The sequence below is a fragment of the Bosea vaviloviae genome (assembly GCF_001741865.1).
Taxonomy (GTDB): Bacteria; Pseudomonadota; Alphaproteobacteria; order Rhizobiales; family Beijerinckiaceae; genus Allobosea; species Allobosea vaviloviae.
The window spans coordinates 932,694-958,507 of the sequence record NZ_CP017147.1 but is presented as its reverse complement, the minus strand read 5'-3'; the positions used below and the strand labels follow the sequence as shown (position 1 = coordinate 958,507).

Annotated in this window: 22 protein-coding genes; 10 read left to right on the top strand and 12 right to left on the bottom strand. The window is 66.5% G+C overall.

Going from position 1 to position 25,814, the window contains the following annotated elements; genetic code table 11:
* Window positions 1-15 precede the first annotated feature (15 nt).
* The 3 genes from BHK69_RS04520 to tesB form a co-directional block, all read right to left on the bottom strand.
* Window positions 16-1,494, bottom strand: a complete 1,479-nt coding sequence (locus tag BHK69_RS04520; RefSeq protein ID WP_069689063.1) for an ammonium transporter — start codon at window positions 1,492-1,494, stop codon at window positions 16-18.
* A 28-nt stretch (window positions 1,495-1,522) separates the two neighbouring features.
* Window positions 1,523-1,861, bottom strand: coding sequence for a P-II family nitrogen regulator (locus tag BHK69_RS04515; protein ID WP_069689062.1), 339 nt, complete (start codon window positions 1,859-1,861; stop codon window positions 1,523-1,525).
* A 254-nt stretch (window positions 1,862-2,115) separates the two neighbouring features.
* Window positions 2,116-2,982 (bottom strand): acyl-CoA thioesterase II, encoded by an 867-nt coding sequence (gene tesB / locus BHK69_RS04510; protein WP_069689061.1) that lies wholly within the window; start codon window positions 2,980-2,982, stop codon window positions 2,116-2,118.
* Window positions 2,983-3,100: 118 nt separating this feature from the next.
* On the opposite strand from tesB, the gene BHK69_RS04505 reads away from it, so the two are divergent.
* Window positions 3,101-4,351, top strand: coding sequence for a ubiquinone biosynthesis hydroxylase (locus BHK69_RS04505; RefSeq protein WP_069689060.1), 1,251 nt, complete (start codon window positions 3,101-3,103; stop codon window positions 4,349-4,351).
* A 370-nt stretch (window positions 4,352-4,721) separates the two neighbouring features.
* On the opposite strand, the gene BHK69_RS04500 is transcribed toward BHK69_RS04505, so the two are convergent.
* Together BHK69_RS04500 and BHK69_RS04495 are read right to left on the bottom strand one after the other, a co-directional pair.
* Window positions 4,722-4,925 (bottom strand): Trm112 family protein, encoded by a 204-nt coding sequence (locus BHK69_RS04500; RefSeq protein ID WP_069689059.1) that lies wholly within the window; start codon window positions 4,923-4,925, stop codon window positions 4,722-4,724.
* A gap of 12 nt (window positions 4,926-4,937) precedes the next feature.
* Window positions 4,938-9,788: an NAD-glutamate dehydrogenase gene (locus tag BHK69_RS04495; RefSeq protein ID WP_069689058.1), complete on the bottom strand. Its 4,851-nt coding sequence runs from the start codon at window positions 9,786-9,788 to the stop codon at window positions 4,938-4,940.
* A 150-nt stretch (window positions 9,789-9,938) separates the two neighbouring features.
* Here BHK69_RS04495 and BHK69_RS04490 point away from each other — a divergent pair, with 150 nt between their 5' ends.
* Together BHK69_RS04490 and BHK69_RS04485 are read left to right on the top strand one after the other, a co-directional pair.
* A complete protein-coding gene (locus tag BHK69_RS04490; RefSeq protein WP_069689057.1) occupies window positions 9,939-10,556 on the top strand; it encodes a peroxidase-related enzyme in 618 nt (205 codons plus the stop codon).
* A gap of 511 nt (window positions 10,557-11,067) precedes the next feature.
* Complete coding sequence (locus tag BHK69_RS04485) at window positions 11,068-11,436, top strand: DUF2794 domain-containing protein (RefSeq protein ID WP_069689056.1); 369 nt, start codon at window positions 11,068-11,070, stop codon at window positions 11,434-11,436.
* Window positions 11,437-11,439: 3 nt separating this feature from the next.
* Here BHK69_RS04485 and BHK69_RS04480 read toward each other — a convergent pair whose 3' ends face one another.
* From BHK69_RS04480 to BHK69_RS04465, 4 genes are all read right to left on the bottom strand, one after another.
* Window positions 11,440-11,976 carry a GNAT family N-acetyltransferase gene (locus tag BHK69_RS04480; RefSeq protein ID WP_069689055.1) on the bottom strand — a complete coding sequence of 179 codons (537 nt, stop codon included), beginning with the start codon at window positions 11,974-11,976 and terminating at the stop codon, window positions 11,440-11,442.
* An 84-nt stretch (window positions 11,977-12,060) separates the two neighbouring features.
* The gene (locus tag BHK69_RS04475) at window positions 12,061-12,831 is read right to left on the bottom strand and encodes a Bax inhibitor-1/YccA family protein (protein WP_069689054.1); all 771 of its coding nucleotides are present in this window, start codon (window positions 12,829-12,831) and stop codon (window positions 12,061-12,063) included.
* A gap of 216 nt (window positions 12,832-13,047) precedes the next feature.
* The gene (locus tag BHK69_RS04470; RefSeq protein WP_069689053.1) at window positions 13,048-15,633 is read right to left on the bottom strand and encodes an ABC transporter permease; all 2,586 of its coding nucleotides are present in this window, start codon (window positions 15,631-15,633) and stop codon (window positions 13,048-13,050) included.
* 2 nt (window positions 15,634-15,635) lie between these two features.
* Window positions 15,636-16,337 carry an ABC transporter ATP-binding protein gene (locus tag BHK69_RS04465; RefSeq protein ID WP_069689052.1) on the bottom strand — a complete coding sequence of 234 codons (702 nt, stop codon included), beginning with the start codon at window positions 16,335-16,337 and terminating at the stop codon, window positions 15,636-15,638.
* 153 nt (window positions 16,338-16,490) lie between these two features.
* Between BHK69_RS04465 and BHK69_RS04460 the strand changes: the two genes are divergently transcribed.
* The 4 genes from BHK69_RS04460 (at window position 16,491) to BHK69_RS04445 (ending at window position 19,301) form a co-directional block, all read left to right on the top strand.
* A complete protein-coding gene (locus BHK69_RS04460; protein ID WP_069689051.1) occupies window positions 16,491-17,096 on the top strand; it encodes an arylesterase in 606 nt (201 codons plus the stop codon).
* 116 nt (window positions 17,097-17,212) lie between these two features.
* Entirely contained in the window at window positions 17,213-18,268 is a 1,056-nt protein-coding gene (locus BHK69_RS04455) for an aldo/keto reductase (RefSeq protein ID WP_069689050.1), read from the top strand.
* Between the two features lie 161 nt (window positions 18,269-18,429).
* Entirely contained in the window at window positions 18,430-19,008 is a 579-nt protein-coding gene (gene thpR / locus BHK69_RS04450; protein WP_069689049.1) for an RNA 2',3'-cyclic phosphodiesterase, read from the top strand.
* Between the two features lie 2 nt (window positions 19,009-19,010).
* Entirely contained in the window at window positions 19,011-19,301 is a 291-nt protein-coding gene (locus BHK69_RS04445) for a 4a-hydroxytetrahydrobiopterin dehydratase (RefSeq protein ID WP_069689048.1), read from the top strand.
* Between the two features lie 354 nt (window positions 19,302-19,655).
* Here BHK69_RS04445 and BHK69_RS04440 read toward each other — a convergent pair whose 3' ends face one another.
* From BHK69_RS04440 to BHK69_RS04430, 3 genes are all read right to left on the bottom strand, one after another.
* Window positions 19,656-20,870, bottom strand: a complete 1,215-nt coding sequence (locus BHK69_RS04440) for a GNAT family N-acetyltransferase (RefSeq protein WP_069689047.1) — start codon at window positions 20,868-20,870, stop codon at window positions 19,656-19,658.
* Window positions 20,870-21,502, bottom strand: a complete 633-nt coding sequence (locus BHK69_RS32545) for a DUF6875 domain-containing protein (RefSeq protein WP_158516156.1) — start codon at window positions 21,500-21,502, stop codon at window positions 20,870-20,872. The genes BHK69_RS04440 and BHK69_RS32545 overlap by 1 nt, the downstream gene beginning before the upstream one ends.
* A 122-nt stretch (window positions 21,503-21,624) precedes the next feature.
* A complete protein-coding gene (locus BHK69_RS04430; RefSeq protein WP_069689045.1) occupies window positions 21,625-22,392 on the bottom strand; it encodes an RluA family pseudouridine synthase in 768 nt (255 codons plus the stop codon).
* A gap of 194 nt (window positions 22,393-22,586) precedes the next feature.
* Between BHK69_RS04430 and ftsY the strand changes: the two genes are divergently transcribed.
* The 3 genes from ftsY to BHK69_RS04415 all read left to right on the top strand — a co-directional run bounded on the left by ftsY (window position 22,587) and on the right by BHK69_RS04415 (window position 25,790).
* Window positions 22,587-23,861 (top strand): signal recognition particle-docking protein FtsY, encoded by a 1,275-nt coding sequence (ftsY, locus tag BHK69_RS04425; RefSeq protein ID WP_069689044.1) that lies wholly within the window; start codon window positions 22,587-22,589, stop codon window positions 23,859-23,861.
* Window positions 23,858-24,481: a septation protein A gene (locus BHK69_RS04420; RefSeq protein WP_244548396.1), complete on the top strand. Its 624-nt coding sequence runs from the start codon at window positions 23,858-23,860 to the stop codon at window positions 24,479-24,481. Before ftsY ends, BHK69_RS04420 begins: the two co-directional genes overlap by 4 nt.
* A gap of 190 nt (window positions 24,482-24,671) precedes the next feature.
* Window positions 24,672-25,790, top strand: a complete 1,119-nt coding sequence (locus BHK69_RS04415; protein WP_069689043.1) for an alpha/beta hydrolase — start codon at window positions 24,672-24,674, stop codon at window positions 25,788-25,790.
* The last annotated feature ends 24 nt before the right edge of the window (window positions 25,791-25,814 follow it).

The following is a 25,814-nucleotide window of genomic DNA, read 5'->3' as shown; positions in this document are numbered from 1 at the left end:
TGAGGCGAGAGCGGCTCAGTCGTGATAGGCGCGCTCGCCATGCTCGGCGATGTCGAGACCTTCGCGTTCCTGATCGGGGGCGACGCGCAGGCCGACGATGACGTCGACGATCTTGTAGAGGATCAGCGAGCCGACGCCGCTGAAGACCAGCGTGAACAGCACCGCCTTGGCCTGCGCCAGGAAGGCATCGCCCAGCACATAGGCGCCGACGGCAAGTTCACCGGGCTTCGAGGAATAGTCCGGGATACCGACGCCGCCGAGATCGACATTCACCAGGATGCCGGTCGCCAGGGCGCCGATGATGCCGCCGATGCAGTGGATGCCGAAGACGTCGAGCGAGTCGTCATAGCCCAGCGCGTTCTTGACGGTGGAGCAGAAGACGAAGCAGACGACGCCGGCGACGAGGCCCAGCATGATCGAACCCATCGGGCCAGCAAAGCCGGCGGCCGGCGTGACCGCGACAAGGCCCGCGACCGCGCCCGAGACCATGCCGAGCATCGAGGGCTTGCCCTTGACGGCCCATTCCACGAAGAGCCAGCCGACTGCCGCCGCCGCCGTGGCGACGAAGGTGTTGATCATGGCGAGCGCGGCGGTGCCGTTGGCTTCCAGGTTGGAGCCGGCGTTGAAGCCGAACCAGCCGACCCAGAGCAGGGCGCCGCCGATCAGCGTCATGGTGAGCGAGTGGGGCGCCATCAGCTCCTTGCCGTAGCCGATGCGCTTGCCGAGCAGCAGGCAGCCGACCAAGCCCGCAATGCCGGCATTGATGTGCACGACGGTGCCGCCGGCGAAGTCGAGCGCGCTCCATTTGAAGAGCATGCCGGCATCGGCGTTGACGGCGTCGAGCGCGGCCTGGGCCGCAACCTTGCCGTCAGCCCCAGCGACAGCCAGCGCCTTGGCGGCATTGCCGACAACGTCGGGACCGCCCCAGTACCAGACCATATGGGCCATCGGGAAATAGATGAAGGTGGCCCAGAGCACGCTGAAGAGCAGCAGCGCCGAGAACTTCATGCGCTCGGCGAAGGCGCCGACGATGAGGGCCGGCGTGATGCAGGCAAAGGTCATCTGGAAGCAGATATAGACATATTCCGGAATGACGACGCCGTTGGAGAAGGTCGCGACCGTCGAGTTCGGATCGATGCCCTTCAGGAAGGCCTTGGAGAAGCCGCCGACATAGTCGTTCAGGCTGCCGCCATTGGTGAAGGCGAGCGAGTAGCCGTAGAAGACCCAGAGCAGGCAGACGATGCAGACGATGGCGAAGACCTGCGTCAGTACGGAGAGCATGTTCTTGCTGCGGACGAGACCGCCATAGAACAGCGCGAGGCCGGGAATGGTCATGAGCAGGACGAGGATCGTCGAGCTCATCATGAAGGCGACGTCGCCCTTGTTGGGAACGGGCGCGGGAGGGGTGGCCGGAGCCTGCGCGAGCGCGGTGCCAGCGGCCGCCGCGAGCGCCAGCCCGACAAGTCCGGCCCGGCTGAGGGTCTTGAAATTCATCGTTGGAAACTCCTGAAGGATCGCTGGCTCAGAGGGCGTCGCCGTCGGTTTCGCCGGTGCGGATGCGCACGGCTTTCTCGATCGACGAAACGAAGATCTTGCCGTCACCGATCTGACCGGTGCGGGCGGCGGCGGTGATCGCGTCGATCACCTTGCTGACGAGTTCGTCGGACACGGCGACCTCGATCTTGATCTTCGGCAGGAAGCTCACGGCGTATTCGGCACCACGGTAGATTTCCGTGTGGCCCTTCTGGCGGCCATAGCCCTTCACCTCGGTCACGGTCAGGCCGTGCACGCCGATGGCGGTGAGCCCGTCGCGCACCTCCTCCAGCTTGAACGGCTTGATGATAGCCATCACGATCTTCATTGCAGGGTTTCCCCGTTTACGCCGCCCGGAAGTCAGCCCCGGCGATCTTGTTGCGCCTCGCGCACCTGTGAGAGTTTCGGCGCACGTCGGGAAACGGCAATTCAAGGCGCGTGCCAACTGCCCTGTGGTCACACCGGGGGTTGAATTCGCGAATCAGCGATTACGCCGGTGATGAAGCCACCAGCGCTGATCAAGAAATATGCAAATGATGATTTATTAGGCTGATGCTTAGAAAGCGCTCACGCCGAAAGCGCTCACGCCATGTCCGGCCTCGGACGGATCAGCCCTTCCTGCGCGACCGAGGCGACCAGCTTGCCGTCCCGGTTGAAGATGAGGCCGCGTGAAAAGCCGCGCGCAGCCGAGGTCGAGGGGCTGTCCTGGGCATAGAGCAGCCATTCGTCGGCGCGGAAGGGCCGGTGGAACCAGAGCGCATGGTCGAGGCTTGCGCCCTGGATCTGCTTGTCGAAAACGTTCTTGCCATGCGCGATCAGGCTCGAATCGAGCAGCATCAGGTCCGACGCATAGGCGAGCACGCTCTGGTGGATCGCCGGTTCGTCGGGCAAGGGCTGCATCGCCTTGATCCAGACGTTGAATTTCGGCTCCATCTTGCCGCCGCTGGCATAGCGGGCGAGTTCGACCGGCCTGATCTCGATTGGCCTTTCGCGCTGGTAATAGGCGCGCACGGCGTCGGGCATATGCGGCAGCACGCTGCGCTTCATGGTCTCGCGGTCGGGCAGATCCTCCGGCATCGGCACGTCGGGCATCGGCATCTGATGCTCGAAACCTTCCTCCGCGGCATGGAAGGAGGCCGACATGGCGAAGATTGCCTCACCCTTCTGGATCGCCAGCACGCGCCGTGTGGTGAAGGAGCGGCCGTCGCGCAGCCGGTCGACTTCATAGATGATCGGGATCTCGGGATCGCCCGGCAGCAGGAAATAGGCGTGCAGCGAGTGGGGCTGGCGATCCTCCACCGTCTTGCAGGCGGCGTAGAGCGCCTGGCCGATCACCTGCCCGCCGAAGACGCGCGCCCAGCCGACCTTGGGGCTGCGACCCCGGAACAGATTGCGTTCGAGCGGCTCGAGGTCGAGGATCGACAGCAGGGAGTCGCTGATCTGTGACATGGTCTGAAGGCTCTTCGGGCGGGCGCGATCGCAGTCTATGCTGCATCAGCACCGACGCATCGCGCGTCGTCAAGCCGGTGCGCCTTCAGCACGGCCGTCGGGCGAGGAGTGGATTACAATGGCGTCTGGACTGGGCCTGGCCCGCAACCGGATCGTGATCGCGGGCGGCGGGATCGCCGGATTGTCGCTGGCGCTGGCGCTGAAGCAGGCGCTTGGCGCAGGCTTCGAGATCGTGCTGGCCGATCCGTCATTGAGCCTGGAGCCACGCGCCGACAGCCGTGCCTACGCGGTGGCCGCAGCGGCGCAGAATATGCTGGAGGCGCTCGGAATCTGGCAGAAGGTCGTATCCACCGCCCAGCCGATGACCGAGATGGTCGTCACCGACAGCCGCAACTCGGATGTGGTGCGCCCGGTCTTCCTGACTTTCGATGGCGAGGTCGAACCTGGCCAGCCCTTCGCTCATATGGTCGAGAATGCGGCGCTGCTGAGCGCGTTCCTCGACGCCTGCCGCGCTGCGGGCGTGGTGCTGCGCCCCGAGGGCGTACGCCGCTTCGAGAGCAGGGATGACGAGGTCGAACTCCGATTCGCCGGCGGTGAGCTGCTCCAGGCGGCTCTGCTCGTCGCGGCCGACGGAGCGCGCTCGAAGCTGCGCGAGCAGGCCGGCATCGGCTGGGTCGGCTGGTCCTATCGGCAAACCGGGCTGGTGGCGACGCTGGGTCACGAGCGCCCGCATCACGGCCGCGCCGTCGAGCATTTCCTGCCATCGGGGCCCTTCGCCATCCTGCCGCTCACCGATGGGGGCAAGCTCGGACATCGCTCCTCGATCGTCTGGACTGAAGGCACGGAGAATGTGCCGGCGCTGCTCTCGCTCGACGCGACCGATCTCTTGGCCGAGATCGAGCGGCGTTTTGGGCTGGAACTCGGCGAGATCGCGCTGGAGAGCACCGTCAGCGCGCATCCGCTCGGCTTCGGCGTGGCGCGGCGCTTCGTCGGGGAGCGGCTGGCCCTGCTCGGCGACGCCGCCCATGTCATCCACCCGATCGCCGGGCAGGGGCTCAATCTCGGGTTGAAGGATGTCGCGGCCTTGGCCGAAGCGATCGTCGACGCGGCCCGGCTCGGGCTCGATCCCGGAGCAGCCGAGGTGCTCGAAGGCTATGAGCGTGCGCGCCGCTTCGACACGGTGGCGATGGGAGCGGTCACGGACGGGCTGAACCGATTGTTCTCGAACGACGTCACCCCGGTGAGGCTCGCGCGCGATCTGGGCCTGGGTCTGGTCGACCGATTGCCGGGGCTGAAGCGCTTCTTCATTCGCGAGGCGGCGGGGCTTGCCGGCGCGACGCCGCGGCTGTTGCGGGGCGAGGCGCTGTAAGGGGCAGTACTACCGCGTCATGCTCGGGCTGACCCACGACTGTCCGTTTCGCCACGAGCGCCCGATCGAAAAGCTCCGTTCATCGCAGGCTTTCCAGGCGGTGGTGACGAATGAGACAGGCGCGGGGAACCCTTCTCCCATCCGGAGAAGGGTTCCCCGCGCCCTTCATCAGGCACTTCGCTTTATCTCGCCCGCAAGGGGAGAGCCGCGCCTGATCCGCTCAGGGCCCAAAACCCCAACTGGACAGCCCTGGGTCAAGCCCGACCATGACGTGCTATGGATCCCGGGCCTCCGCGGAGCCTGTCCTTGGGCCGATCGAAGATCGGACCCGAGGGCTTCGCCCGAGAATGACGCACTGGTGCTACCAGCACTACCCCTCCAATTGCCTTGCCTCTTCCGGTAGCATGATCGGGATGCCGTCGCGGATCGGGTAGGCGAGCTTGGCGGCGCGGCTGATCAGCTCCTGTCTGGTCGCGTCATATTCGAGCGTTGTCTTGGTCACCGGGCAAACCAGGATTTCAAGCAGCTTCGGGTCGATGCGGGTCGCGGTCGGTTCCGGTCCGGTCTCGGTCATGCGGGGTCTCGTTCAACTGTGCTTGTTGGGCAGGTCGGCAAGCATGCCGGCCGCGACCATCAGCTTTGGCAGGGAGAGGCCCGACATGGCAATGGCCGAGACCGTGTTGCGGGTGCGTTCGGCGTCCGCGCCGCGCGTGTCGAGCCAGGCGTCGAGGGTGCCGGCGCCGTTGGCCGCGCCCGCGATCTCCTGGGTCAGGCCGGCATGGGCATCGACCAGGGTCTCGACGGCGCGCTCGCGGGCGAGGCGTTCGTAATCGTCGGTGGCGGGCACGGCGGCGGCGGCGCCCTCCAGATTCGACAGGCCGAAGACCGAATCGACTCCGAAATGAATCCGCGCCACCTCGGTGATGTCGCGTCCGGTGCGCTCCGCGATATCGACGATGTCGGTCGCCTGGGCAAGCGCCGGCAGGCTGGCGATCCGGGCGGCGAGCACCTCGGGCACGCCTTCCGACGTCAGCACAGCGATCCGGGCGATGCGGGCCTGGGCGGCGGCCTCTGGCAGCAGGGTCTCGAGCTCAGCGGCGAGCGCGCTCACGCCCTTGGCATAGCGCGCCACCGTCTGCTCGATCGCGCCCGGCTTGGCCACGCCCCGGCGCAGGAACCAGCTCATCCGGTCGCTCACCAGCTCCTGCGCGGCGGCGTAGAGCCCGAGCTGGGTCTTGCCCGGTATTTTCGCGTCGAGCGCGTCGATCGATGCGTTGAGTGCGATCAGATCGAAGGAATCACGCGCGATCGCATAGGCGGCGGCGATGGCCGGAGCCTCGGCGCGGGTCTGGTCGGCGAGCGTCGTCACGATCGCCGGGCCGCCGCGATTGACGATGGCGTTGGCGAGCTGTGTCGCGACGATCTCGCGGCGCAGCTTGTGGCCGGCGATCTCGGGCGCGTAGCCGTCGCGCAGCGCTCGCGGGAAATAACGGACCAGTTCGCTGTTCAGATAGGGGTCGTCGGGCACTGGGGAGGCCAGAAGCGCGTCGTGCAGAGCAAGCTTGGCATAAGCGAGCAGCACCGAAAGCTCCGGCCGCGTCAGGCCTTCGCCGCGCTTCTCGCGCTCGGCGATGGTTGCGTCGCTCGGCAGATATTCGACGCTGCGGTCGAGACGCCCTTCGGCCTCCAGCGCCTGCATCAGGCGTCGTAAGCCCGGCGTCGCCGCCTGTCCCTGCGCTTCGGTGAGCGAGAGCGCCAATGTCTGCAGATAGTTGTTGCGCAGCACCAGCAAGCCGACCTCGTCGGTCATCTCGGCCAGGAGCACGTTGCGGTCGTCCTCGGCCAGGCGACCGTCCTTGACCGGCCCGGCGAGCGCGATCTTGATGTTGACCTCGACGTCGGAGGTGTTGACGCCGGCCGAGTTGTCGATCGCGTCGGTGTTGAGCTTGACGCCCTTGCGTGCCGCCTCGATGCGCCCGCGCTGGGTCGCGCCAAGATTGGCGCCCTCGCCGATGGCGCGCGCCCTGACATCGCTGCCGGTGATGCGGATCGCGTCATTGGCGCGGTCGCCGACCTGCGCATCGCTTTCGTCCGTGGCGCGGATATAGGTGCCGATGCCGCCGAACCAGAGCAGGTCGACCCGCGCCTTCAGGATCGCGGTCATCAATTCGGGCGGCGTGACCTCGGCCTTGGGCAGATCGAGCAGCGCTTGCATCGCCGGCGAGAGCGGAATGCGCTTGGCCTGCCGCGAGAACACGCCTCCGCCGGGAGAGATCAGCGATTTGTCGTAGTCAGCCCAGGAGGAGCGCGGCAGATCAAACAGGCGCTGACGCTCGGCCAGGGTCCTTGCCGGGTCCGGATCGGGATCGAGGAAGATGTCGCGGTGGTCGAAAGCGGCGATCAGCTTGATCGCCGGCGAGAGCAGCATGCCGTTGCCGAAGACGTCGCCCGACATGTCGCCGACGCCCGCCACGGTGAAGGGCGTGGTCTGGATGTCGATGTCGATCTCGCGGAAATGGCGTTTCACCGCTTCCCAGGCGCCGCGCGCCGTGATGCCCATCTTCTTGTGGTCGTAGCCCTGGCTACCGCCCGAGGCGAAGGCGTCGCCGAGCCAGTGATGCTTCTCCAGCGAGAGCGCGTTGGCCGTGTCGGAGAAGGTCGCCGTGCCCTTGTCGGCGGCGACGACGAGATAGGGGTCGTCGCCGTCATGGCGCACGGTGTCGGCGGGCGGGATCACGGTCTCGCCGTCGAGATTGTCCGTCAGCTCGAGCAGGGTGCGCACGAAGATGCGGTAGCTCTCGGTGCCCTCAGCCAGCCAGGCCTGCCTGTCCGAGGGAGCCGGAAGCTGCTTGGGCACGAAGCCGCCCTTGGCGCCGACAGGCACGATGACCGCGTTCTTGACCTGCTGCGCCTTGACCAGGCCGAGCACCTCGGTCCGGAAATCCTGCGGCCGGTCGGACCAGCGCAGGCCACCGCGCGCGACCTTGCCGAAGCGCAGATGCACGCCCTCGACACGCGGCGAATAGACGAAGATCTCGTAGAGCGGGCGCGGCAGCGGCAGCGAATCGAGCCTGGCGCATTCGTATTTGATCGAGATCGTGCTGCGCGGGTGTCCATCCGGGCCGATCTGGAAGAAATTCGTGCGCAGGCCGGCATCGATCAGATTGACCAGCCGGCGCAGGATGCGATCCTCGTCGAGGCTGGTGACGTCGTTCAGCGCGGTCTCGATGCGTTCGCGCTCGGCGGCGACGCGGGCCTCGCGTTGCTTCGCATCGATGCGCGGGTCGAATTTGGCGAGGAAGAGCGCGACGAGACCCGAGGCGATGCCGGCATGGCGGGTCAGCGCATCGGCGATGTAGTCCTGCGCATAGGGTGCGCCGACCTGGCGCAGATAGCGCCCGAGCGAGCGCAGCAGCGCCGCCTCGCGCCAGGCCAGCCCCGCGACCAGGACGAGCTGGTCGAAACGGTCGGATTCGGCCAGGCCCCGGAACTGCGCCATCAGCGCCGCCTCGATGGTCGGGTCGAGCCGTTCGACGTCGATCGCGCTGTCGTCGGCGCGCTCCAGCGTCATGTCGTGCAGCCAGACAGGGGCGGCCTCCGAGCCTTCGCTGCTCGCGGCCTGCTGCGGCAGGATGTTGTAGGTGCGCTCGTTGACGACGCGGAAGCCCATATTCTCCAGCACCGGCACGCGGGCCGAGAGCGAGATCGCCGCGCCGCGCGAGAACACCTTGAGATTGGCGCGTGTCGCCGGGTCGCCTTCGCGGCGGTAGAGATTGACCGCCCGCGTGCGCTGGCCGGTGAGCTGCTGCAGCATCTCGATATCGACGAGCGCATCGCTGGCCGAGAAGCGCTCGCGATAGGCGGCGCCAAAAGCCTCGGCATAGCGCTCGACCAGCGCCCGGGCGGAGGGGCCGGCCTTCTCGTTGTCGAGCACGTCCTTGAGCCCGTCGCCCCAGGTACGGACGATCGCGGCGATGCCGGCTTCCAGCGTGGCGCGGTCGATCTTCGGGGTTTTGCCCTCGTCGCGGCCGATGATGTAGTGCGTGCGGGCAAGTGGCCCGTCCGGATAGGCGGGATAGGCCGCCGAGATGCGGCCCTCATAGATGCGGGCGAGGAATTCGCCGACGCGGCGGCGCACCTGCGTGTCGTAGCGATCCTTCGGGATGAAGACGAGGATCGAGACGAAGCGGTCGAACTCGTCGACGCGGGCGAGCGCGCGGATGCGCGGCCGCTCGGTCAGCTGCAGGATGTCGAGCGCGAAGCTCTCCAGGGTCGCGGTATCGATCTGGAACAGCTCATCGCGGGGGAAGGCGTCGAGCACGTTCAACAGGGCGCGACCGGAATAGCTCGCCGCGTCGAAGCCGGTGTTCTTGGCGACGCGGGCGACCTTGAGACGCAGATAGGGGATGGTGCGGGCGCTGCCGGTATAGGCGTTGGAGGTGAGCAGGCCGACGATGCGCAATTCGCCGTCGAGCCGGCCATCGGGCGTGAACAGCTTGACCCCGACATAGTCGAGGTGGACGCGCCGGTGGACCCGGCTCTTGACGTTGGCCTTGGTGATGATCAGCGCCTGGGGTTTGGCCAGGAAGGCGCGAATCTCGGGCGTGGTCACCACCATCTCGCGGTTCTTGCGCAAGACCCGGACGGAGGGGTCGCGCAGGATGCCCAGGCCCGACCCGTCGATCGGGTCGGCAGCGGCGTCGCCGCCCGGGAAGCGATAGGCGCGGATGCCGAGCAGGGTGAAATTGTCGCCGGTGATCCATTCCAGGAACTGCAGCGCCTCGCTGACCTCGTCCTCCGGCAGGGGCGGCGGATTGGCGCGGTAGGCCTGGATCACCTCGGTGATTCGCCCGCGCATCGCCGCCCAATGGTCGACCGCCAGGCCGACATCGGCGTAGACGCGGTCCAGCCCGGCCCGCAGGCGCTCGCGCGCCTCGGGCGTATCGATGCGGTCGAGATGGATATGGATCAGGCTCTCGCGGCGCGTGCCTTCCGGCGCGCGGCCGGCGGCTTCGCCGGCAAGCTCGAGGAATTTGCCGTCCGCATCGCGCGCGACCGCCAGGATGGGGTGGGCGACGAGGCGCGGCTCGAAACCCTGCTCGGTGAGTTCGGCCAGGGTCGAATCGAGCAGGAAGGGCTTGTTGTCGTTGACGACCTCAAGAATCGTCAGTTGGCGCTCGCGGCCCTCGCTGTCGAAACCCTCGTCGCGGAAGCGCAGATTGATGGCTCCAGGCGCGCGGGCGGCGGTGAGGTGGTCATAGGCAGCGATGGCGGCGCGGGCGAGCATGGCTGGCGGCAGGGCGTCGAGATCCTCGGCGACGACGCGGCCGAAGAGCAGGCGCACGAACTCCGCAGGGAGAGCGCCACCGGTCTGGGAGGCCGCGGTCTCGATCGCCGCGATGGCCGCAGCCGTCGCATTCATTACCCGCTTAGCCATGCTTCTCCCCCTGTTCTTTTGCCGCAGCGATGACATAGGCTGCGCGGCCTTTCAACTTTCGCCGCGACTGAGGTCGCGGCAAGGCCAAATCGGATCCTGACTCGACCGATCCTGTCGAAGTCCGGGCAAAACGACGTGACAGGAGGAACCATGGCGACCAAGCATGACAAACCGAAGGTGGGCGAGGCTCCGGCGCAGCAGGACACGTCGCCCGCGGTGATGGCGCTGCCGCTGCCGCCTGGCACGCTTTCGGCCGAGAACCAGGCCTATTTCGACAAATGCCTGGAGAAGCTCGGCTTCGTGCCCAATGTGCTTGTGTCCTATGCCCATGACGACGCCAAGCTGAGCGCTTTTGCGACGGTCTACAACGATTTGATGCTGGCGCCGTCGGGTCTGTCGAAGCTGGAGCGGGAGATGATCGCGGTCGCCGTCTCCAGCGTGAACCGCTGCTATTACTGCCTCACCGCGCATGGCGCGGCAGTGCGCCAGCTTTCAGGCGATCCGGTGCTCGGCGAATTGATGGTGATGAACTACCGGGCAGCCGAGCTCTCGGTGCGGCATCGCGCCATGCTCGATTTCGCGGTCAAGCTGACGGAGACGCCGCATCTGATCGGCGAGGCCGATCGCGAAGGCCTGCGCAAGGCGGGCTTCGGCGAGCGCGACATCTGGGATGTCGGCGCGGTCGCGGCCTTCTTCAACATGTCGAACCGGATGGCCTCGGCGGTCGATATGCGGCCCAATGCCGAATATCACGGCCAGGCGCGCTAGAGCCGGATGATGTCTGATGGGATCACACAGTGATCCCATCAGACATCTGAATCCGTCTCTCATCTAAAAGTGAGAGCAGGATCAATGCGAAAAACCGGTGCCCACTTTTTCGCATCCTGCTCGAGAGCATCGGCCCGAAAAGTGGGACCGGTTTTCGGGACGAGCCGATGCCGTAAATCGCGGAAACAAACGGCAAAAGAAAACGGCCAGCGGAGACCGCCGGCCGTGAGGTAGCCTCGAACCGATTGGCCCGGCCCATTCGAACTCCGGGGGGCTGGGGGGCTGACAAATCCGAAGATCAGCAGGCCGGGCCGTCGAGGCAACATGCATAGTTGAACCGCCTAGTTTGGCCGTCGCTTGTCGCGTTTCGGGCGAAAATGCGGCGAAGCTGACGAAGCTGTGATGGCGTTCACTGCCTTGCCGGTAGGGAACCTTGCCAGCGCAGCATCGCAAGCGCATCATCGACTGCCAAACAGCGTGGCGACTCGACGGTCGCCGATCGGGAGGCGCAATGAGCGAAAGCGAAACGCCGCAATCGCAGCAGGCCGGCGGGGTCATTGCCTTCCCCAGCCCGGCCAAAACCCCCACCGTCACCTTCGATCGACGCGAACTCGCGGAATTGCTGAACCTCTACGGCCGAATGGTCGCACTGGGTGAATGGCGCGACTATGCGATTGATTTTCTGAAGGACAAGGCGCAGTTCTCAGTCTATCGCCGCTCTTCCGAGGTACCACTTTATCGCTTCGTCAAGGACCCGGCACTGGCCAAGCGGCAGGGCGCCTATTCCGTCGTGGCGGCGACCGGGCTCGTGCTCAAGCGCGGCCCCGATCTCAGCCGCGTGCTGCGGGTGGTCGATAAGCGCCTGAGCGTGGTGAGCTGAGGCTCAAAGCGAAGGCGGCACCCTGTCGGCTTCGCCCAACTCCTTCTGCATCAGCATCTGGTCGAGCCAGCGGCCGTGCTTGTAGCCGACCTTCTCGGCCACGCCGATGAGCCGGAAGCCGGCGCGCTCATGCAGCCGGCGCGAGCCGATGGAAGCGCCGGTGCCGTCGCCGATCACTGCGATCATCTGCCGGAAGCCGCGCGCGGCGCAGGCCTCGATCAGCGCCGCCAGCAGCGCACCGCCGACGCCTGAGCCTTGCGCGGCAGGGGCGATATAGATCGAATTCTCGACAGTCGCGCGATAAGCGGGGCGCGGGCGGTAGGCCCCGGCATAGGCATAGCCGAGCAGCGCGCCGTCGCGCTGCGCAACAAGATAAGGGTAGCCCCCGGCCAGGATCGCCTCCTGGCGGCGCAGCATCTCAGCCTCGTCCGGGGGCTCGATCTCCCAGGAGGCGGTGCCGTGCAGAACGGCTTGAGCGTAGATCGCCGTGATGGCGGGAATATCGGCGGGGCCGGCGGGGCGGATCGAAAGCGTCGTCATCCGCCGATGATGACTGTGTGGCTGCCCAAAAGAAAAGCCCCGGCCTTGCGGCCGGGGCTCGTTTTCATGCAGGGCGGAGGTCGCTCAGCGACGGTCGCCGAAGAGCTGCAGCAGCATCTGGAACATGTTGATGAAGTTCAGGTAGAGCGACAGGGCGCCGTTTACCGAGAGCTTCGCAGCCGATTCCTGATCCATGTCCGAGTAGAGATACATCTCCTTCAGGCGCTGCGTATCCCAGGCGGTCAGGCCGGCGAAGACCAGCACGCCGATCGCCGAGATGGCGAAGGACAGCGCGCTCGAGGCCAGGAAAATGTTGACCACCGAGGCAATCACGAGGCCGATCAGGCCCATGATCAGGAACGAGCCCATGCCCGAGAGCGACTTCTTCGTGGTGTAGCCGTAAAGGCTGAGGCCACCGAAAGCCGCAGCCGTGATGAAGAACACCTTGGTGATCGACTCGCCGGTGAAGACGACGAAGATCGACGCCATCGAGACGCCCATCACCGCCGCGAAGGCGAAGAACATGGCGCGTGCGGCCGAGGAGCTCATGCTCTCGGCCTTGAACGAGAAGAACAGGATGAAGGCGAGCGGCGCCAGCATCACGACCCATTTCAGCGGGCTGGTGAAAAGCGTCACCCCGAACGGAGACAGGATCGCCTTTCCGGTCGACGCATAGCCGGCGATCGCCAGCATGGAGATGCCGATCGCGGCGAGGCCGGTGATGGCCAGACCGATCGACATGTTGTTGTAGACGCCGAGCATGAACGAGCGCAGGCCCTGATCCATCTCGACGGCGCTGGTCTGCTGTGCGCGGCCGGCACCCCAGACTGGAGCATTGCGGTCGAAGTTGCTCATCGAGCGAGTTCCCCTGACGTTGATTCCGGAGACGGATATCGCCTCTGCGAAACCCATCATCGCCGACAATCGTGGCGATGTCGCGAATATGAGGGGGATCGGCCGCGCTTACAAGGGGGCGTCATGGTTAAGACGGGCGCCCGCATAGAAACGCGGCGCGCGAATGATGCAATGCAGCGACCGTTCATGTCTATCGTTAGCCGGAGCAGATAGTCATCACAAATTTCGCAGGTGAGAAGCCGGCGCTTTCGATAGTATCTGCAGCGTGCCGACAAGCCCGAACAGGACGGTAACGCCGACAGCCGCAGTCGCAGCCAGTAGAGCGCCGGTCGGATCACTGACGAATGCGATCTTCATCACTTGCGTGACGACGCCCCAGCCCGCCAGTGCGCCCGCGAGAACGCCGAACAATGCCGAAACGAGGCCGATCGCAGCGTACTCAAGGGCGTACGACGAAAGTATAAAGCGCCTCGTCGCGCCAAGCGTCTTCAGGATCATTGCGTCATAGAGCCGCGCGTGCTGCCCGGCTGCGAGCGCGCCGCCCAGGACGAGCAGGCTTGCAGCGATGGCGAGGCCCGATGCGCCCCGGATCGCGGTGGCGAGCTGGCCGACGATGGTGTTGACCGCTTCCAGCGCGTCCTTCACCCGCACGGCCGTCACCGAGGGGAACGCGACGGCGAGCTTGCGTAGCAGGCTCGCATCGTCGGCGCTGCTTGCATTGGCGGCGGGCGTGATCGTGGCGAGGTTGGTGTGGGGCGCGCCGGCGAAGGTGTTGGGCGAGAACAGCATCACGAAATTGATGCCGAGCGAGCGCCATTCGACCGCGCGCAGATTGGCGACGCGGGCGGTGATGTTGCGGCCGAGCACGTTGACGGTGAGCGTGTCGCCGACCGAGAGGCCGATTCCCGCCGCGATCGGCGCATCGAAGGAGACGAGCGGCTCGCCCTTGTAGTTTTCCGGCCACCACTCGCCGGCGGTGAGCTTCGAGCCTTCCGGTAGGGCTGCGGCGTAGGTGATGCCGCGGTCGCCGTCGAGCACCCAGGCGGACTGTTCGGTCGCCTTGACGTCTTCGGCCCTGACCCCGTTCACGCTGACGATGCGCCCGCGCATCATCGGCACGCGCTCGGTCACCGCGCCCGGCCGCTGTTCGGCGAGGAAGGCGTCGAAGCGCGCCGATTCGGCGTTGGGGATGTCGAGGAAGAAGAAACTCGGGGCTTTCTCCGGCAGCGCCTGGGTGAGCTGGCGCGTCAGGCTGACATTGATGAAGGCCAGCGCCGAAAGCAGGGCGACGCCCAGCCCCAGCGAGAGCACGAGCGAAGGCGTCAATGCGCCGGGGCGGTGGCTGTTGGCGAGCGCCATGCGCAGGCTCGGATTGCGCGGTCGCGGCAGGGCTCGCGCCAGCGCCATCAAACCCCATGAAACCGCGCGCAGCAGCAGGAAGATGCCGGCCATCACGGCGAGGTAGATCAGCGCGATGCGCTGCTCATAGGCGAAGACGAGCGCGACGCCGACGAGCCCGGCCAGCGCCAGAGCGAAGATCGCCATGTAGACCGGGCGCGGGCGGCGGGCATCCGGCTCGATCTGATCGCGGAACAGCGCCGAAACCGGCACGTCATGGGCGCGGCCGAGCGGCAGGATCGCGAAAACCAGCGCCGTCAGCATGCCGTAGAGCGCCGCGACGCCGAGTTCGCCCGGCGCCAGGGTCGGTTCGAAAGGCAGCGGCAGGATGCCCTGAAGCGCATAGCCCAATGCGAAAGGCGCGGCTGCGCCGAGCGCAAGGCCGATGGCGGTGCCCAAGGCTGCGACCAGCATGACCTCGGTCAGATGGATCGCGACGACGCGCCCGCCGGTCGCCCCGATCGCCTTCATCGTGGCGAAATCGAGCTTCTTGGCCTCGACGAAGCGGCGTACCGCATTGGCCACGCCGACGCCGCCGACGAGCAGGGCGGTCAGGCCGACCAGCGTCAGGAACTGGGTGAAGCGCTCGAGATTGCGCTGGAAGCCCGGATTGGCGTTGGAGCGCGAGCGGATCTCCCAACCCGCCTCGCGCTGCTGCGTGCCGGCGGCGGCGATCAGCGCATCGAGCGCGGGTTCATTCGAAGCAGCGGCGGGCAGGATGACGCGATAGGTCCAGCGCACCAGGCTGCCGGGCTGGAGCAGGCCGGTGGCGCGCAGGGCGGCCTGGGTCATGAGCAGGCGCGGGCCGAAGCCAACACCGGCCGCGATCTTGTCGGGCTCCGAGACGAGATTGGCGCGCAGTTGAAGCTTTGCGGCGCCAACCGAGATGATGTCGCCCGGCTTCAGGTCGAGACGTCCGAGCAGGACCGGATCGGCGACGGCGCCGAAGACGCCGTCACGCTCAGTGAGGAGATCCGGGAGCGGTGCTGCCGGTTCGGTCGTGACCGCGCCGATGCTCGGATAGCCGGCATCGACCGCCTTGATCTCGACCAGGGCTGCGCCCTTCTCGCCGGCATTGGCCATGCCGCGCATGGTGGCGATGGTGGAGACGGCGCCATGGGAGCTGAGGAAGGCCAGTTCCTGCGAGGTCGCTTCGCGGTGGATCAGGCTGAAGGCGGCGTCGCCGCCGAGGATGCGCCGTCCTTCCCGGGAGAGGCCCTCGGTCAGGCCGCGCGACGCCGAGGCCACCGCTGCGATCGCCATCACGCCGAGCGCGAGGCAGGCGATGAAGACGCCGAAGCCACGCAGCCCGCCGCGCAGATCGCGCCAGGCGAGCCGCAATGCCAGGGCAACGCCGGCGGCGCGGGAGGGGGGCTGGGCTTGCGGCTTCACGATTGCGTGCATGATCAGGCGACCGCCAGATCGGCATCGGCCTCGATGCGCCCGGCGCGCAGGCGGATCGTCCTGTCGCAAAGGGCTGCGAGCGAGAGATCATGCGTGACCAGGACCAGCGTTGCGCCGCGCTCGCGCCGGAGCGCGAAGATCAGGTCGACGATCGAGCGGCCGGTGTTCTCGTCGAGATTGCCGGTCGGCTCGTCGGCGACGAGGATCGCCGGATCGGGCGCGACCGCACGCGCGATCGCGACGCGCTGCTGCTCGCCGCCCGAGAGCTGGGCCGGGTAATGGTCCATGCGATCGCCGAGGCCGACATTGCGCAATTCCGCTTCGGCGCGGGCGAAAGCGTCGTTCGCGCCGGCCAATTCCAGCGGCAGCGCGACATTTTCACGCGCCGTCATGGTCGGGACGAGATGGAAGGACTGGAAGACGATGCCGATGCGCTTGCCGCGGAACAAGGCGAGGCCGTCCTCGTTCAGGCTGCCGAGGTCCTGGCCCGCGACCTTGACGATGCCGGAATCGGGGCGCTCCAGTCCGGCCATGGTCATGAGGAGCGTGGACTTGCCCGAACCGGATGGACCGACGAGCCCTGTCGCCTCGCCCGAGGGCAGCGACAAAGAAACACCCTTCAAGATATGGACGCGGGCAGCGGCACGCCCCAGACTAAGGTGGACATCCTGCAATTCGATCGCCGGGGCGGGCTTTTCGCTCATCGTGACATGATCCTGACTTCGCATTCCATCAGACCCTCTCGCACTGCATCATGGAGCGAGTGGGGCGGTACCGCAGCGCACCCCGTTCCGGGGCGATATGGGCGTGCGCATGCGCTTGTCCAATCGCTCGCCGCGGTTTTTCTGTTCTGTCTCATGCTGCTTCCGGTCGCGACCATGGCCCAGACACCGCCGCGCCCGCTCAAGCTCGTCGCCTTCGGGGACAGCCTGTCGGCCGGGTACGGCCTGCCCGGCAGCGCTGCCTTTCCCGCCGTGCTGGAGCAAGCCCTGCGCCAGAAGGGCGTTCAGGTCGAGATCAGCAATGCCGGCGTCTCCGGCGATACCGCCTCGGGCGGGCTGGAGCGACTGGACTGGTCGGTTCCCGACGGGACCGATGGCGTCATCCTCGAGCTCGGCGCCAACGACGCGCTGCGCGGTATCGATCCGGCGACCACCGAGAAGGCGCTGGATGCGATCGTCACGCGGTTGAAGGCGCGCAACATTCCCGTGCTGCTGGCGGGCATGTATGCGCCACGCAATCTCGGCACGGACTACACCGGCCGTTTCGACGCCATGTTCCCGCGGCTTGCGCAGGCGCATGGACTGGTGCTTTACCCGTTTTTCCTGGACGGCATCGCGGGCGACCGCGCGTTGAATCAGGCCGACCTGCTTCATCCCACCCCAGAGGGCGTCCGCGTCATCGTCCAGCGCATCCTGCCGACGGTCGAGCGCTTCCTCGCGACGTTGCCCGCCAAATCCTGAACGCGGTTCTCGGCCCGAAAATCGCTTCCCTCGTTTTTCGTCTTGCCCGCCTTTTCCGTTTTGCCTTCCTCGCGGCGCGCGCCTGCTCGCCGGTCTTTTCTCGGAGTTGCATCACCATGGAATATCGTCGTCTCGGGCGCACCGATCTCAAGGTCTCGGTGATCTGCCTTGGAACCATGACCTGGGGTGAGCAGAACACCGAAGCCGAGGGCCATGAGCAGATGGACTATGCCCTCGACCAGGGCGTGAACTTCTTCGACACGGCCGAGATGTACTCGATCCCGCCCAAGGCGGAGACGCAAGGCTCGACCGAGCGGATCATCGGCAGCTGGTTCAAGGCCAGGGGCAATCGCGACAAGGTCATCCTAGCTTCCAAGGTGCTGGGGCGCAGCACCAGCGACTGGCTGCGTGACGACAAGAGCCCGACGCGCGTCACCCGCAAGCAGATCTTCGAGGCCGTCGACAAGAGCCTGGCGCGGCTGCAGACCGATTATATCGACCTCTACCAGATCCATTTTCCCGAGCGGCCGATGCCATGGGGTTCGAACCCGACGCGCTTCAGCACGACGGCCTTCGAAAAGCTGGCCGACGAAACGCCGATCGCCGAGCAGCTCGACGCTTTCGCCGAGGTCATCAAGGCCGGCAAGATCCGCCATCTCGGCCTTTCCAATGAGAGCGCCTGGGGCACGATGAGCTTCGTGCGCGATTCGGAAACGCGCGGCAGCCCGAGGGTCCAGTCGATCCAGAACGCCTATAGCCTGCTGAATCGCACCTTCGAGACGGCGCTGGCTGAGGTCGCCATCCGCGAGGATGTCGGTTTGCTGGCTTATTCGCCGTTGGCTCAGGGTTTCCTCACCGGCAAATATCTCGACGGTGCGCGACCGGCCGGGGCCCGCACCACTCTGTTCAATCGGGCGCAGCGCTATGAGACGGCAGGCGCGGAGGATGCGATCAAGCGCTATGTCGCGCTTGCCCGCGAGGCAGGGCTCGATCCGGCGCAGATGGCGCTGGCCTTCGTCAATTCGCGCTCCTTCGTGACGGCCAACATCATTGGCGCTACCAAGATGGATCAGTTGAAGACCGACATTGCCTCGATCGGCGTGATGCTCTCGCCCGAGCTTGAGGCCAAGATCGACGCGATCCACCAGCTCGTCGGCAACCCCTGCCCCTGACGGTTGACGTCATTCCCGGGCTTGCCCCGGGAATCTCCCGCCAGAGATGCCCGGGTCTTCGCCCGGGCATGACGGGAGAGCAACGCTGCCTTGTGGACGAAGGCAGTGCTTGCTCGGTTTTTCGTCTCGCCAGAGTCACAAAAAACTGGCACTGATTCGTCATGCCGAGGCTGTTCACAGCTCTGGAAATACCCGCCGAGGTTGCCTCGGTGCTAACGCTGCATCGAGGCGGGCTGGTTGGCGCGCGCTGGATCGAGGCGGCCGATTACCACATCACCTTGCGCTTCCTCGGCGATATCGATCGCCGCATGGCCAATGACGTCGATAGCTTTCTGGCCGATCTGCAATCCTATCCCTTCCAGGTGACGCTCGATTCGCTCGGCAGCTTCGGCGGCGACAAGCCGCGCGCGGTCTTCGCCAGGGTCCAGCCGAGCCAGAAGCTGAGCGAACTCCAGGCCGATATCGAGCGCTTGATGCGCCGGCTCGGCCTGCCGCCGGAGGCGCGCAAATTCGTGCCGCATGTCACCCTGGCGCGGCTGCGGGACGCCTCCCCGATCGATGTCGCGCATTATCTCAGCCAGCATCCGATTGTCCGGCCGATCAGCTTCACGACACGGCGGTTGGCGCTGATGTCGTCGCGCGATTCGGTCGGCGGCGGCCCCTATGTGCTGGAAGCGGCCTATCCGCTTGGACCTGCCTACCCCAACCGGCTGTCCCAGACCGGTTTCCAGCGGAGATGACGATGCCGAAGCGATTAGGCGCGGAGGCCCGCAACGAGGCGCTGGTGACGTTGACCGGCTGGCGGCTCGTCGAGGGGCGCGAGGCGATCACGAAGCGCTTCATCTTCCGCGATTTCAGCGAGGCCTTCGGCTGGATGACGCGCGTCGCGCTGCTGGCGGAGAAAATGGACCACCATCCGGAATGGTCGAATGTCTACAAGACCGTCGAGGTCACGCTGGCGACGCATGACGCCGGCGGCCTGACCGAGCTCGACGTCAAGCTCGCCCGCGCCATGGACGCGCTGGCGGGCTGAGACCCATCAGAACCGCGCCGTCATCCTGGGCGACCGAAGGTCGTCATTCTCGGGCTTGCGCCCCGAGAATCTCATGACCAGAGCGCTCTGGGCTTACGAGATGGTCGGGACAAGCCCACGACCGTCCGGTTGGGGTTTTGGCCACTGAGCGGATCATGGACGGTTCTCCCCTCGCGGGCAAGATGAAGCGAAATGCCGGATGAAGGACGCGGGGAACCCTTCTCCCATCCGGGAGAAGGGTTCCCCGCGCCTGTCTCATTCCTCACCGCCTGCTGGAAAGCCTGCGATGAATGGAGCTTTTTCGACCGGGGGCTCGTGGCGAACCGGTCGGCAGTGGGTCAAGCCCGACCGTGTTCAGCTCTTGCCGGTGTTCGACCAGGCGGCGAGGCGGCGGGTCACCGGCTCCGGCAGGTTCCGGACGGCGGCCCGCAGCGCCGGGCGCAGATGACGCAGCCCGAGTCGGCAGATCAGGCGGCCCCGCCAGGACAGCGGCAGCATCGCATCGCTCACCACGGTCAACCCGTCGGCATGCTCCAGCTTGTAGGCGTCGGCCGGGGCCAGCAGATCGAACAGGGCGTTGCCGCGCGCCTTGGCGGCAGCGAAGCTGCGATGCACCAGGATGCCGCCGACGCCGCCTCGCTCATGGTCGGGATGGGTCGCGATGACATGGCCGAAGCTCACCTGTTTGCAGTCGAGCGCGAGGTCGATGCCGATCGCCTGGTCATCGCAGCGAATCACGGCGATCCGGAGTGGCGAGCCGCCCTCGGCGTCGCCGGCGAGATCGTGGAAAAAGGCGGCGAAGCGCGGATCGGCGACGGTCGGGGCGACGATGCCGTGCCGGGTCAGCGCCATCTGCTTCATCGCGATCGCCTCGGCGGCAAGCCCTGCGGCCTCCGGGCCCGGGTCCAGCGTCGCAAAGGAGATGTCGCCGCGCTCGCTCAAACGTCGCAAGCGCCTGCGATGGTTCGAGCGCTCGCGCGCGGCGTAGACGGCGCTGGGACCCTCCCGGCCGACGCGCAGGTCGAGATCGGCGTAAGGCGCCTCGCGCTGCTCGAGCAGGATCGCGTCAGCCGGCATTCCGGCGGGGGCAAGGGCGGCATCGGTCCGCAGCTTGCGCAATTCGAACAGGTCGGCGCGCAGCGCGCGGACCGCCGCCCAGCCGGCCTGCAACAGCTCGACTTCATGACCGGTGCGCTCGACGAGCACATCGCCGAACTGCGCGACCGGTACGCCCATGAAGCGCAGGATGGTCATACCGAAGCGGCGTTGGGCGATCAGCGGCCAGACCATGACGAGCCGGCCTCCGCGCCTGGCCGTGACGATGCTGAGGCGGCTGCCGGCTTCGAGATAGTGCCGCGCCCAATGGCGCAGGAAGACATGGCTCTGGAAGACCTGCTGCGGCAAAGCGGCGCGGGCGAAGAGCGCGTCCCATTCGGGCTGCAGCGCCAGGAAGCCGTCATGCCCGCTGACGATGTCGATGGTGGGCGCAACCTCGCGCGTGGTCGGGGCAGCCATGCTCGGTGCGGCGAGCTCGATGCATTTGGTACGAAGCGCGGTGAGGGCGGCCATCAGGCGCCGGTCCGGGCATGCGAGATCAATCGTTTCACGCCCGCCAGCGGAAAGCGCGCGAGATAAGGCACCAGCAGGAGCGGATGGCGCGCCGCGAAGGGGGCGTCCTGCTCGACCATATGGCGGATGGCGAGCACCGGCAAAGGTGCGCGCAGCGGCCGGAATTCGGGGTTCCATAGTCCCGGCGCGTCGGAATCGGCATACATCAGCCCGATCATGCGGTTGCGGGCGAGCGAATAGAATCTGTGGCGCTTCTGGATGCGCTTGAGCATCGCGACGCCGTCCGGCGCGGCGCAGGCGGGGAAGCCGATGATCACGGTGCGGAAATGCGCCATGGCGGGCTTGGCGGGAATCGCGTTCAGCGCCTTGAAGCCGTCGCGAAGCAGCATGAAGACCGCCTCTTCGTCTCCGGGGCCGGCATCGCTGATGCTGAGACGCACCGTGTCGAGCTTGGCGGCCTGACGGGTGAAGGGGCAGACCGCGCCGGTGCGGCCGAGATCGGCATGAGCGCTCATCAGATAGCTCTCGACCCAGCCGAGCAGGATCGACAGCGCTGTTCCGGTCTGGCCTGCGCAGCGGGAGCGCGCTTCGGGCAATGTCAGAAGAGAACGCGCAGTTGGAACAACCGACATTGGAGTGTCGGCTGCGCTGATTGTCTGATGCATGGCCCCGCCCGGCTTTGATGTCCGAGGCGTTTTAATGGGTACACGTTAGGGAAGGGTTTCCCGCAACCTGCGGTAGCCAAGGAACGGCGTTAGGATTTTGTAAAAGATTTCGTCCAGCCGCATCGCGAAAGCGCCGTCTGCATATGCTCCGGCGGCGTGGCCTCGACATGGATCGGCGCGCGCTTGCGGTAGAGCGGGATCGTGATGCTGCGCGCATGCAATTGCAGTCCCGGCCCGCCCTCGCGCGGCGCCGTGCCGTAGATTTCGTCACCGAGCATCGGCCAGCCGGAAGCCGCGCAATGCACGCGCAACTGATGGGTGCGACCGGTCAATGGCTCCAAAGCGAGCCAGGCGAGTGGCCCGGCCTCGTCGGCGCCACGCCCGAGCACACGGAAACGTGTTTGCGAGGGCTGGCCTTCGGGATCGACCTTCATCCACCAGCCGCGATCGGGTGCGCGCTTGCCGAGGGCCAAGTCGATCAGGCCTTCGTCGAGAGCGGGATCTCCCTGCACGACCGCCCAATAGGTCTTGTCGATGCGGCCCTCACGGAACATCTGGTTGAGTTCGGCCATGGCGCGGGGATGGCGGCCGAGCACGAGGCAGCCGGAGGTATCCTTGTCGAGCCGATGCGCCGCCTCGGGCCGGCGCGGCAGGCCGAAGCGTAGCGCGTCGAGGTGATCGGTGAGGACCGGGATGACGCGGCGCTTGGCCTGGGGACCGCGATGCGAGGGCAGGCCCGCCGGCTTGTCGATGACCAGCATCATGGCGTCGCGATAGAGCAGCGGGACGGGAAGCTCGGAATCCGCCGTCGCTTCCGGCGTCTCTTGCGAAATTTCTGGTTGATCGGGCGCGGTCATGGCATTGCGCTAGAGCAGGATGCGAAAAAGTGGGAACCGGTTTTTCGCATCGATCCTGCTCTAACTCTCAGATGAGAGACGGATTCAGATGTCAGATGGGATCACTTTGTGAGCCCATCTGACATCATCCGGCTCTAGCGAAAGCGGCCGAACGACGCAACCTCGAGGCGCGGCGCGGTCGGACGACAGGACGGATGATGAGCGAGACGCAACCGAAGAAACGCGGTTTCTTTTCCAGGCTTTTCGGCAGCGAGGACGAGCAGGCGAAGTCGGCGGAGCAGCCCAGCGCGCCCGTCACGCAGGCGCCGCCGGAGCCGGAGCCTGACGCGCTGATCGCGCCCGACCTGCTGATGGGCGAAGCCGCGCCCTTGCCGATCGCGATGCCCGAGCCTGCGCCGGTGCAAGCCCCTCCCGTCATGGCCCCTCCCGTCATGGCCCCTCCCGTCATGGCCCCTCCCGTCATGGCGCCTCCAGTTATGGCGCCTCCAGTCTTGGCACCTTCAGTCCTGGCCCCCCCGCCGGTGGTTGCCGCGCAGGAGCCGAAGCGGAGCTGGTGGCGCAGGCTGACCGAGGGTCTGTCACGGACCTCCTCGGCGCTCACCACCGGGATCACGGACCTCTTCACCAAGCGCAAGCTCGACGCCGGCACGCTCGAAGACCTCGAGGACATCCTGATCCAGGCCGATCTGGGTCTCGCGACCTCGGCGCGCATCGCCAAGGCGGTCGGCGAGGGGCGCTACGACAAGCAGATCGATCCGGCCGAGGTGAAGGCGATCCTGGCGCGCGAGGTCGAGGCGATCCTCACCCCCGTGGCCTTGCCGCTGGCGATCGACGCCACGAAAAAGCCGTTCGTGATCCTGATGGTCGGCGTCAACGGCTCGGGCAAGACGACGACGATCGGCAAGCTCGCGGCCAAGTTCAAGGCTGAGGGCAAATCCGTGATGCTCGCTGCCGGCGATACTTTCCGCGCCGCCGCGATCGAGCAGCTCAAGGTCTGGGGCGAGCGCACCGGGGCCGAGGTCATCTCGGGCCAGCAGGGCGCGGATGCGTCGGGCCTGGCCTTCGAGGCCTTGCAGAAGGCCAAGGCTGCCGGGACCGACGTGCTGCTGGTCGACACCGCCGGGCGGCTGCAGAACAAGACGGGATTGATGGACGAACTCGCCAAGGTGGTCCGCGTCATTCGCAAGATGGATCCGGAAGCCCCGCATGCGGCGCTGCTCGTGCTCGACGCGACGGTGGGCCAGAACGCGCTCGCCCAAGTCGAGGCGTTCCAGGATACGGCCGGAGTGACGGGGCTGGTCATGACCAAGCTCGACGGCACGGCGCGCGGGGGCATCCTGGTGGCGCTGGCGGCGAAATTCGGTCTGCCGGTGCATTTCATCGGCGTCGGCGAGAGCGTCGATGATCTGGAGCCGTTCTCGGCGCAGGAATTTGCCCGCGCGGTCGCGGGATTGGGAGAAGCGGCGTGAGCGAGAATGTGGTCGAGGCGAAACCGGGCAAAAGCGTCAATCCGCTGCTCAAGCTCGCGCTCGAATTCGGGCCGCTGGCGATCTTCTTCTTCGCCAACTCCTATGGCGACCGGCTCTTCGGCGTCGCGCAGGATCGGCGCATTTTCGTCGCAACCGGCATCTTCATGGTCGCTTCGCTGGTCGCGCTGGTGCTGTCGCGGATCGTGCTGGGTTATCTGCCGCGCATGGCGATCGTCAACGCCGTGGTGGTCAGCGTCTTCGGCGGGCTGACGATCGCGCTCGACGATGCCTTCTTCATCAAGGTCAAGCCGACCATCGTGAACGCGCTGTTCGGCTGCGTGCTGCTGGGCGGCCTGTTCTTTGGCCGCTCGCTGCTGGCGCTGGTGCTGGAGACGGTGCTCCAGCTCGACGAGGAAGGCTGGCGCAAGCTGACCTTCCGCTGGGGGCTGTTCTTCTTCGTGCTGGCAGCCCTGAACGAGGTGGTCTGGCGCACCCAGACGCAGGATTTCTGGGTCGCCTTCAAGGTCTGGGGCGTGATGCCGCTGACCATGGCCTTCGCGCTCGCGCAGACGCCGCTGATCCTGAAGCATGAGCTGAAGCCGGCGAAGACCGAGGAGTAGCAGGCGGCCTCGCGAGCTGGTTACTCCCGTAAATCGGGCTCGCGCCATGCCATGGGCGCATCGCGGAACTGCCCTGCAAGGCGGGCTCGCAGGTTGCGACCGGCGGATATCGGGGCTCTGCTGACCTCACTCAGGCAGTTTGACAACCAAGACCTGTCGACAACCAAGACCTGAGACGGAGGTAGCGCCCATGCCGTCACTTCGTTTTCCGTCGCTTGCTCTCATCTTCTCCATCAGCGGTTCCATAGCCGCCTGGGCCCAGGCCGTTCCGGCCCCGCAGGCTGCGCCGCCGGCCAATTTCGCCGCCGAGCAAGCTGCCGCCAACGCCGCGGACGGTCCGCGCCGGACGCCGCCGCGCAGCTTCGCGGTGCCGACCGACGAGGTCAGCCCGGAGATGCGCAAGCTGATCGCCCTGCCGTTCCCGCCGCATATGGACGCTGCGCCCAAGAACGCGGCCGAGTGGAAGGAATTGGTCGACCGGCGCGCCAAGCTCGCCATCGCCGCCCTTCCGGCGTTGAAGGAGAAGCTGAAGGTCGATGTCCAGCCAGCCGTGATCGGCGGCGTGAAGGCCTTCATCGTCACGCCCAGGACGATCCCGCGCGCCAATCGGGACCGGCTGCTCGTTCATGTCCATGGCGGCGGCTATGTCTTCGGGCCGGGAGAGGCGGCGCTGCCGGAAGCGATCCTGCTCGCCGGCTTCGGCGGCTACAAGGTGATCTCGGTCGATTACCGCATGCCGCCCGATGCGCCCTATCCCGCCGCGATGGACGACGCCATGGCGGTCTGGAAGGCGGCGACCAAGATGGCCAACCCCCGCAACATGGCGATCTTTGGAACCTCGACCGGCGGCGCGATGACGCTCGCCATGGTCCTGCGCGCCAAGGCGGAGAAGCTGCCGCTGCCCGCCGCGATCGCGCCGGGCACGCCGTGGTCGGACATCGCCAAGATCGGCGACAGCTACGCCACCAATGAATGGGTCGACAATGTCCTGGTGACCTGGGATGGCTGGCTCGGGCGCGCAGCCTTGCTCTACGCCAATGGCCGCGATCTGAAGGATCCGCAGCTCTCGCCGATCTATGGCGATTTCCACGGTTTCCCGCCGACGATCCTGACCTCGGGCACGCGCGACCTGTTCCTGTCGAACACGGTCCGGACCCATCGCAAGCTGCGGCGCGCCGGCGTCATTGCAGACCTCAACGTCTATGAGGGCCAGAGCCATGCACAGTATGGCGCGGATATGAACGCCCCCGAGACGAAAGAGGCCTTCACCGATATCGCCAAATTCTTCGACCGCCATCTCGGGCGATAGAGCCCGCTGTCTTGGTTCCGAACC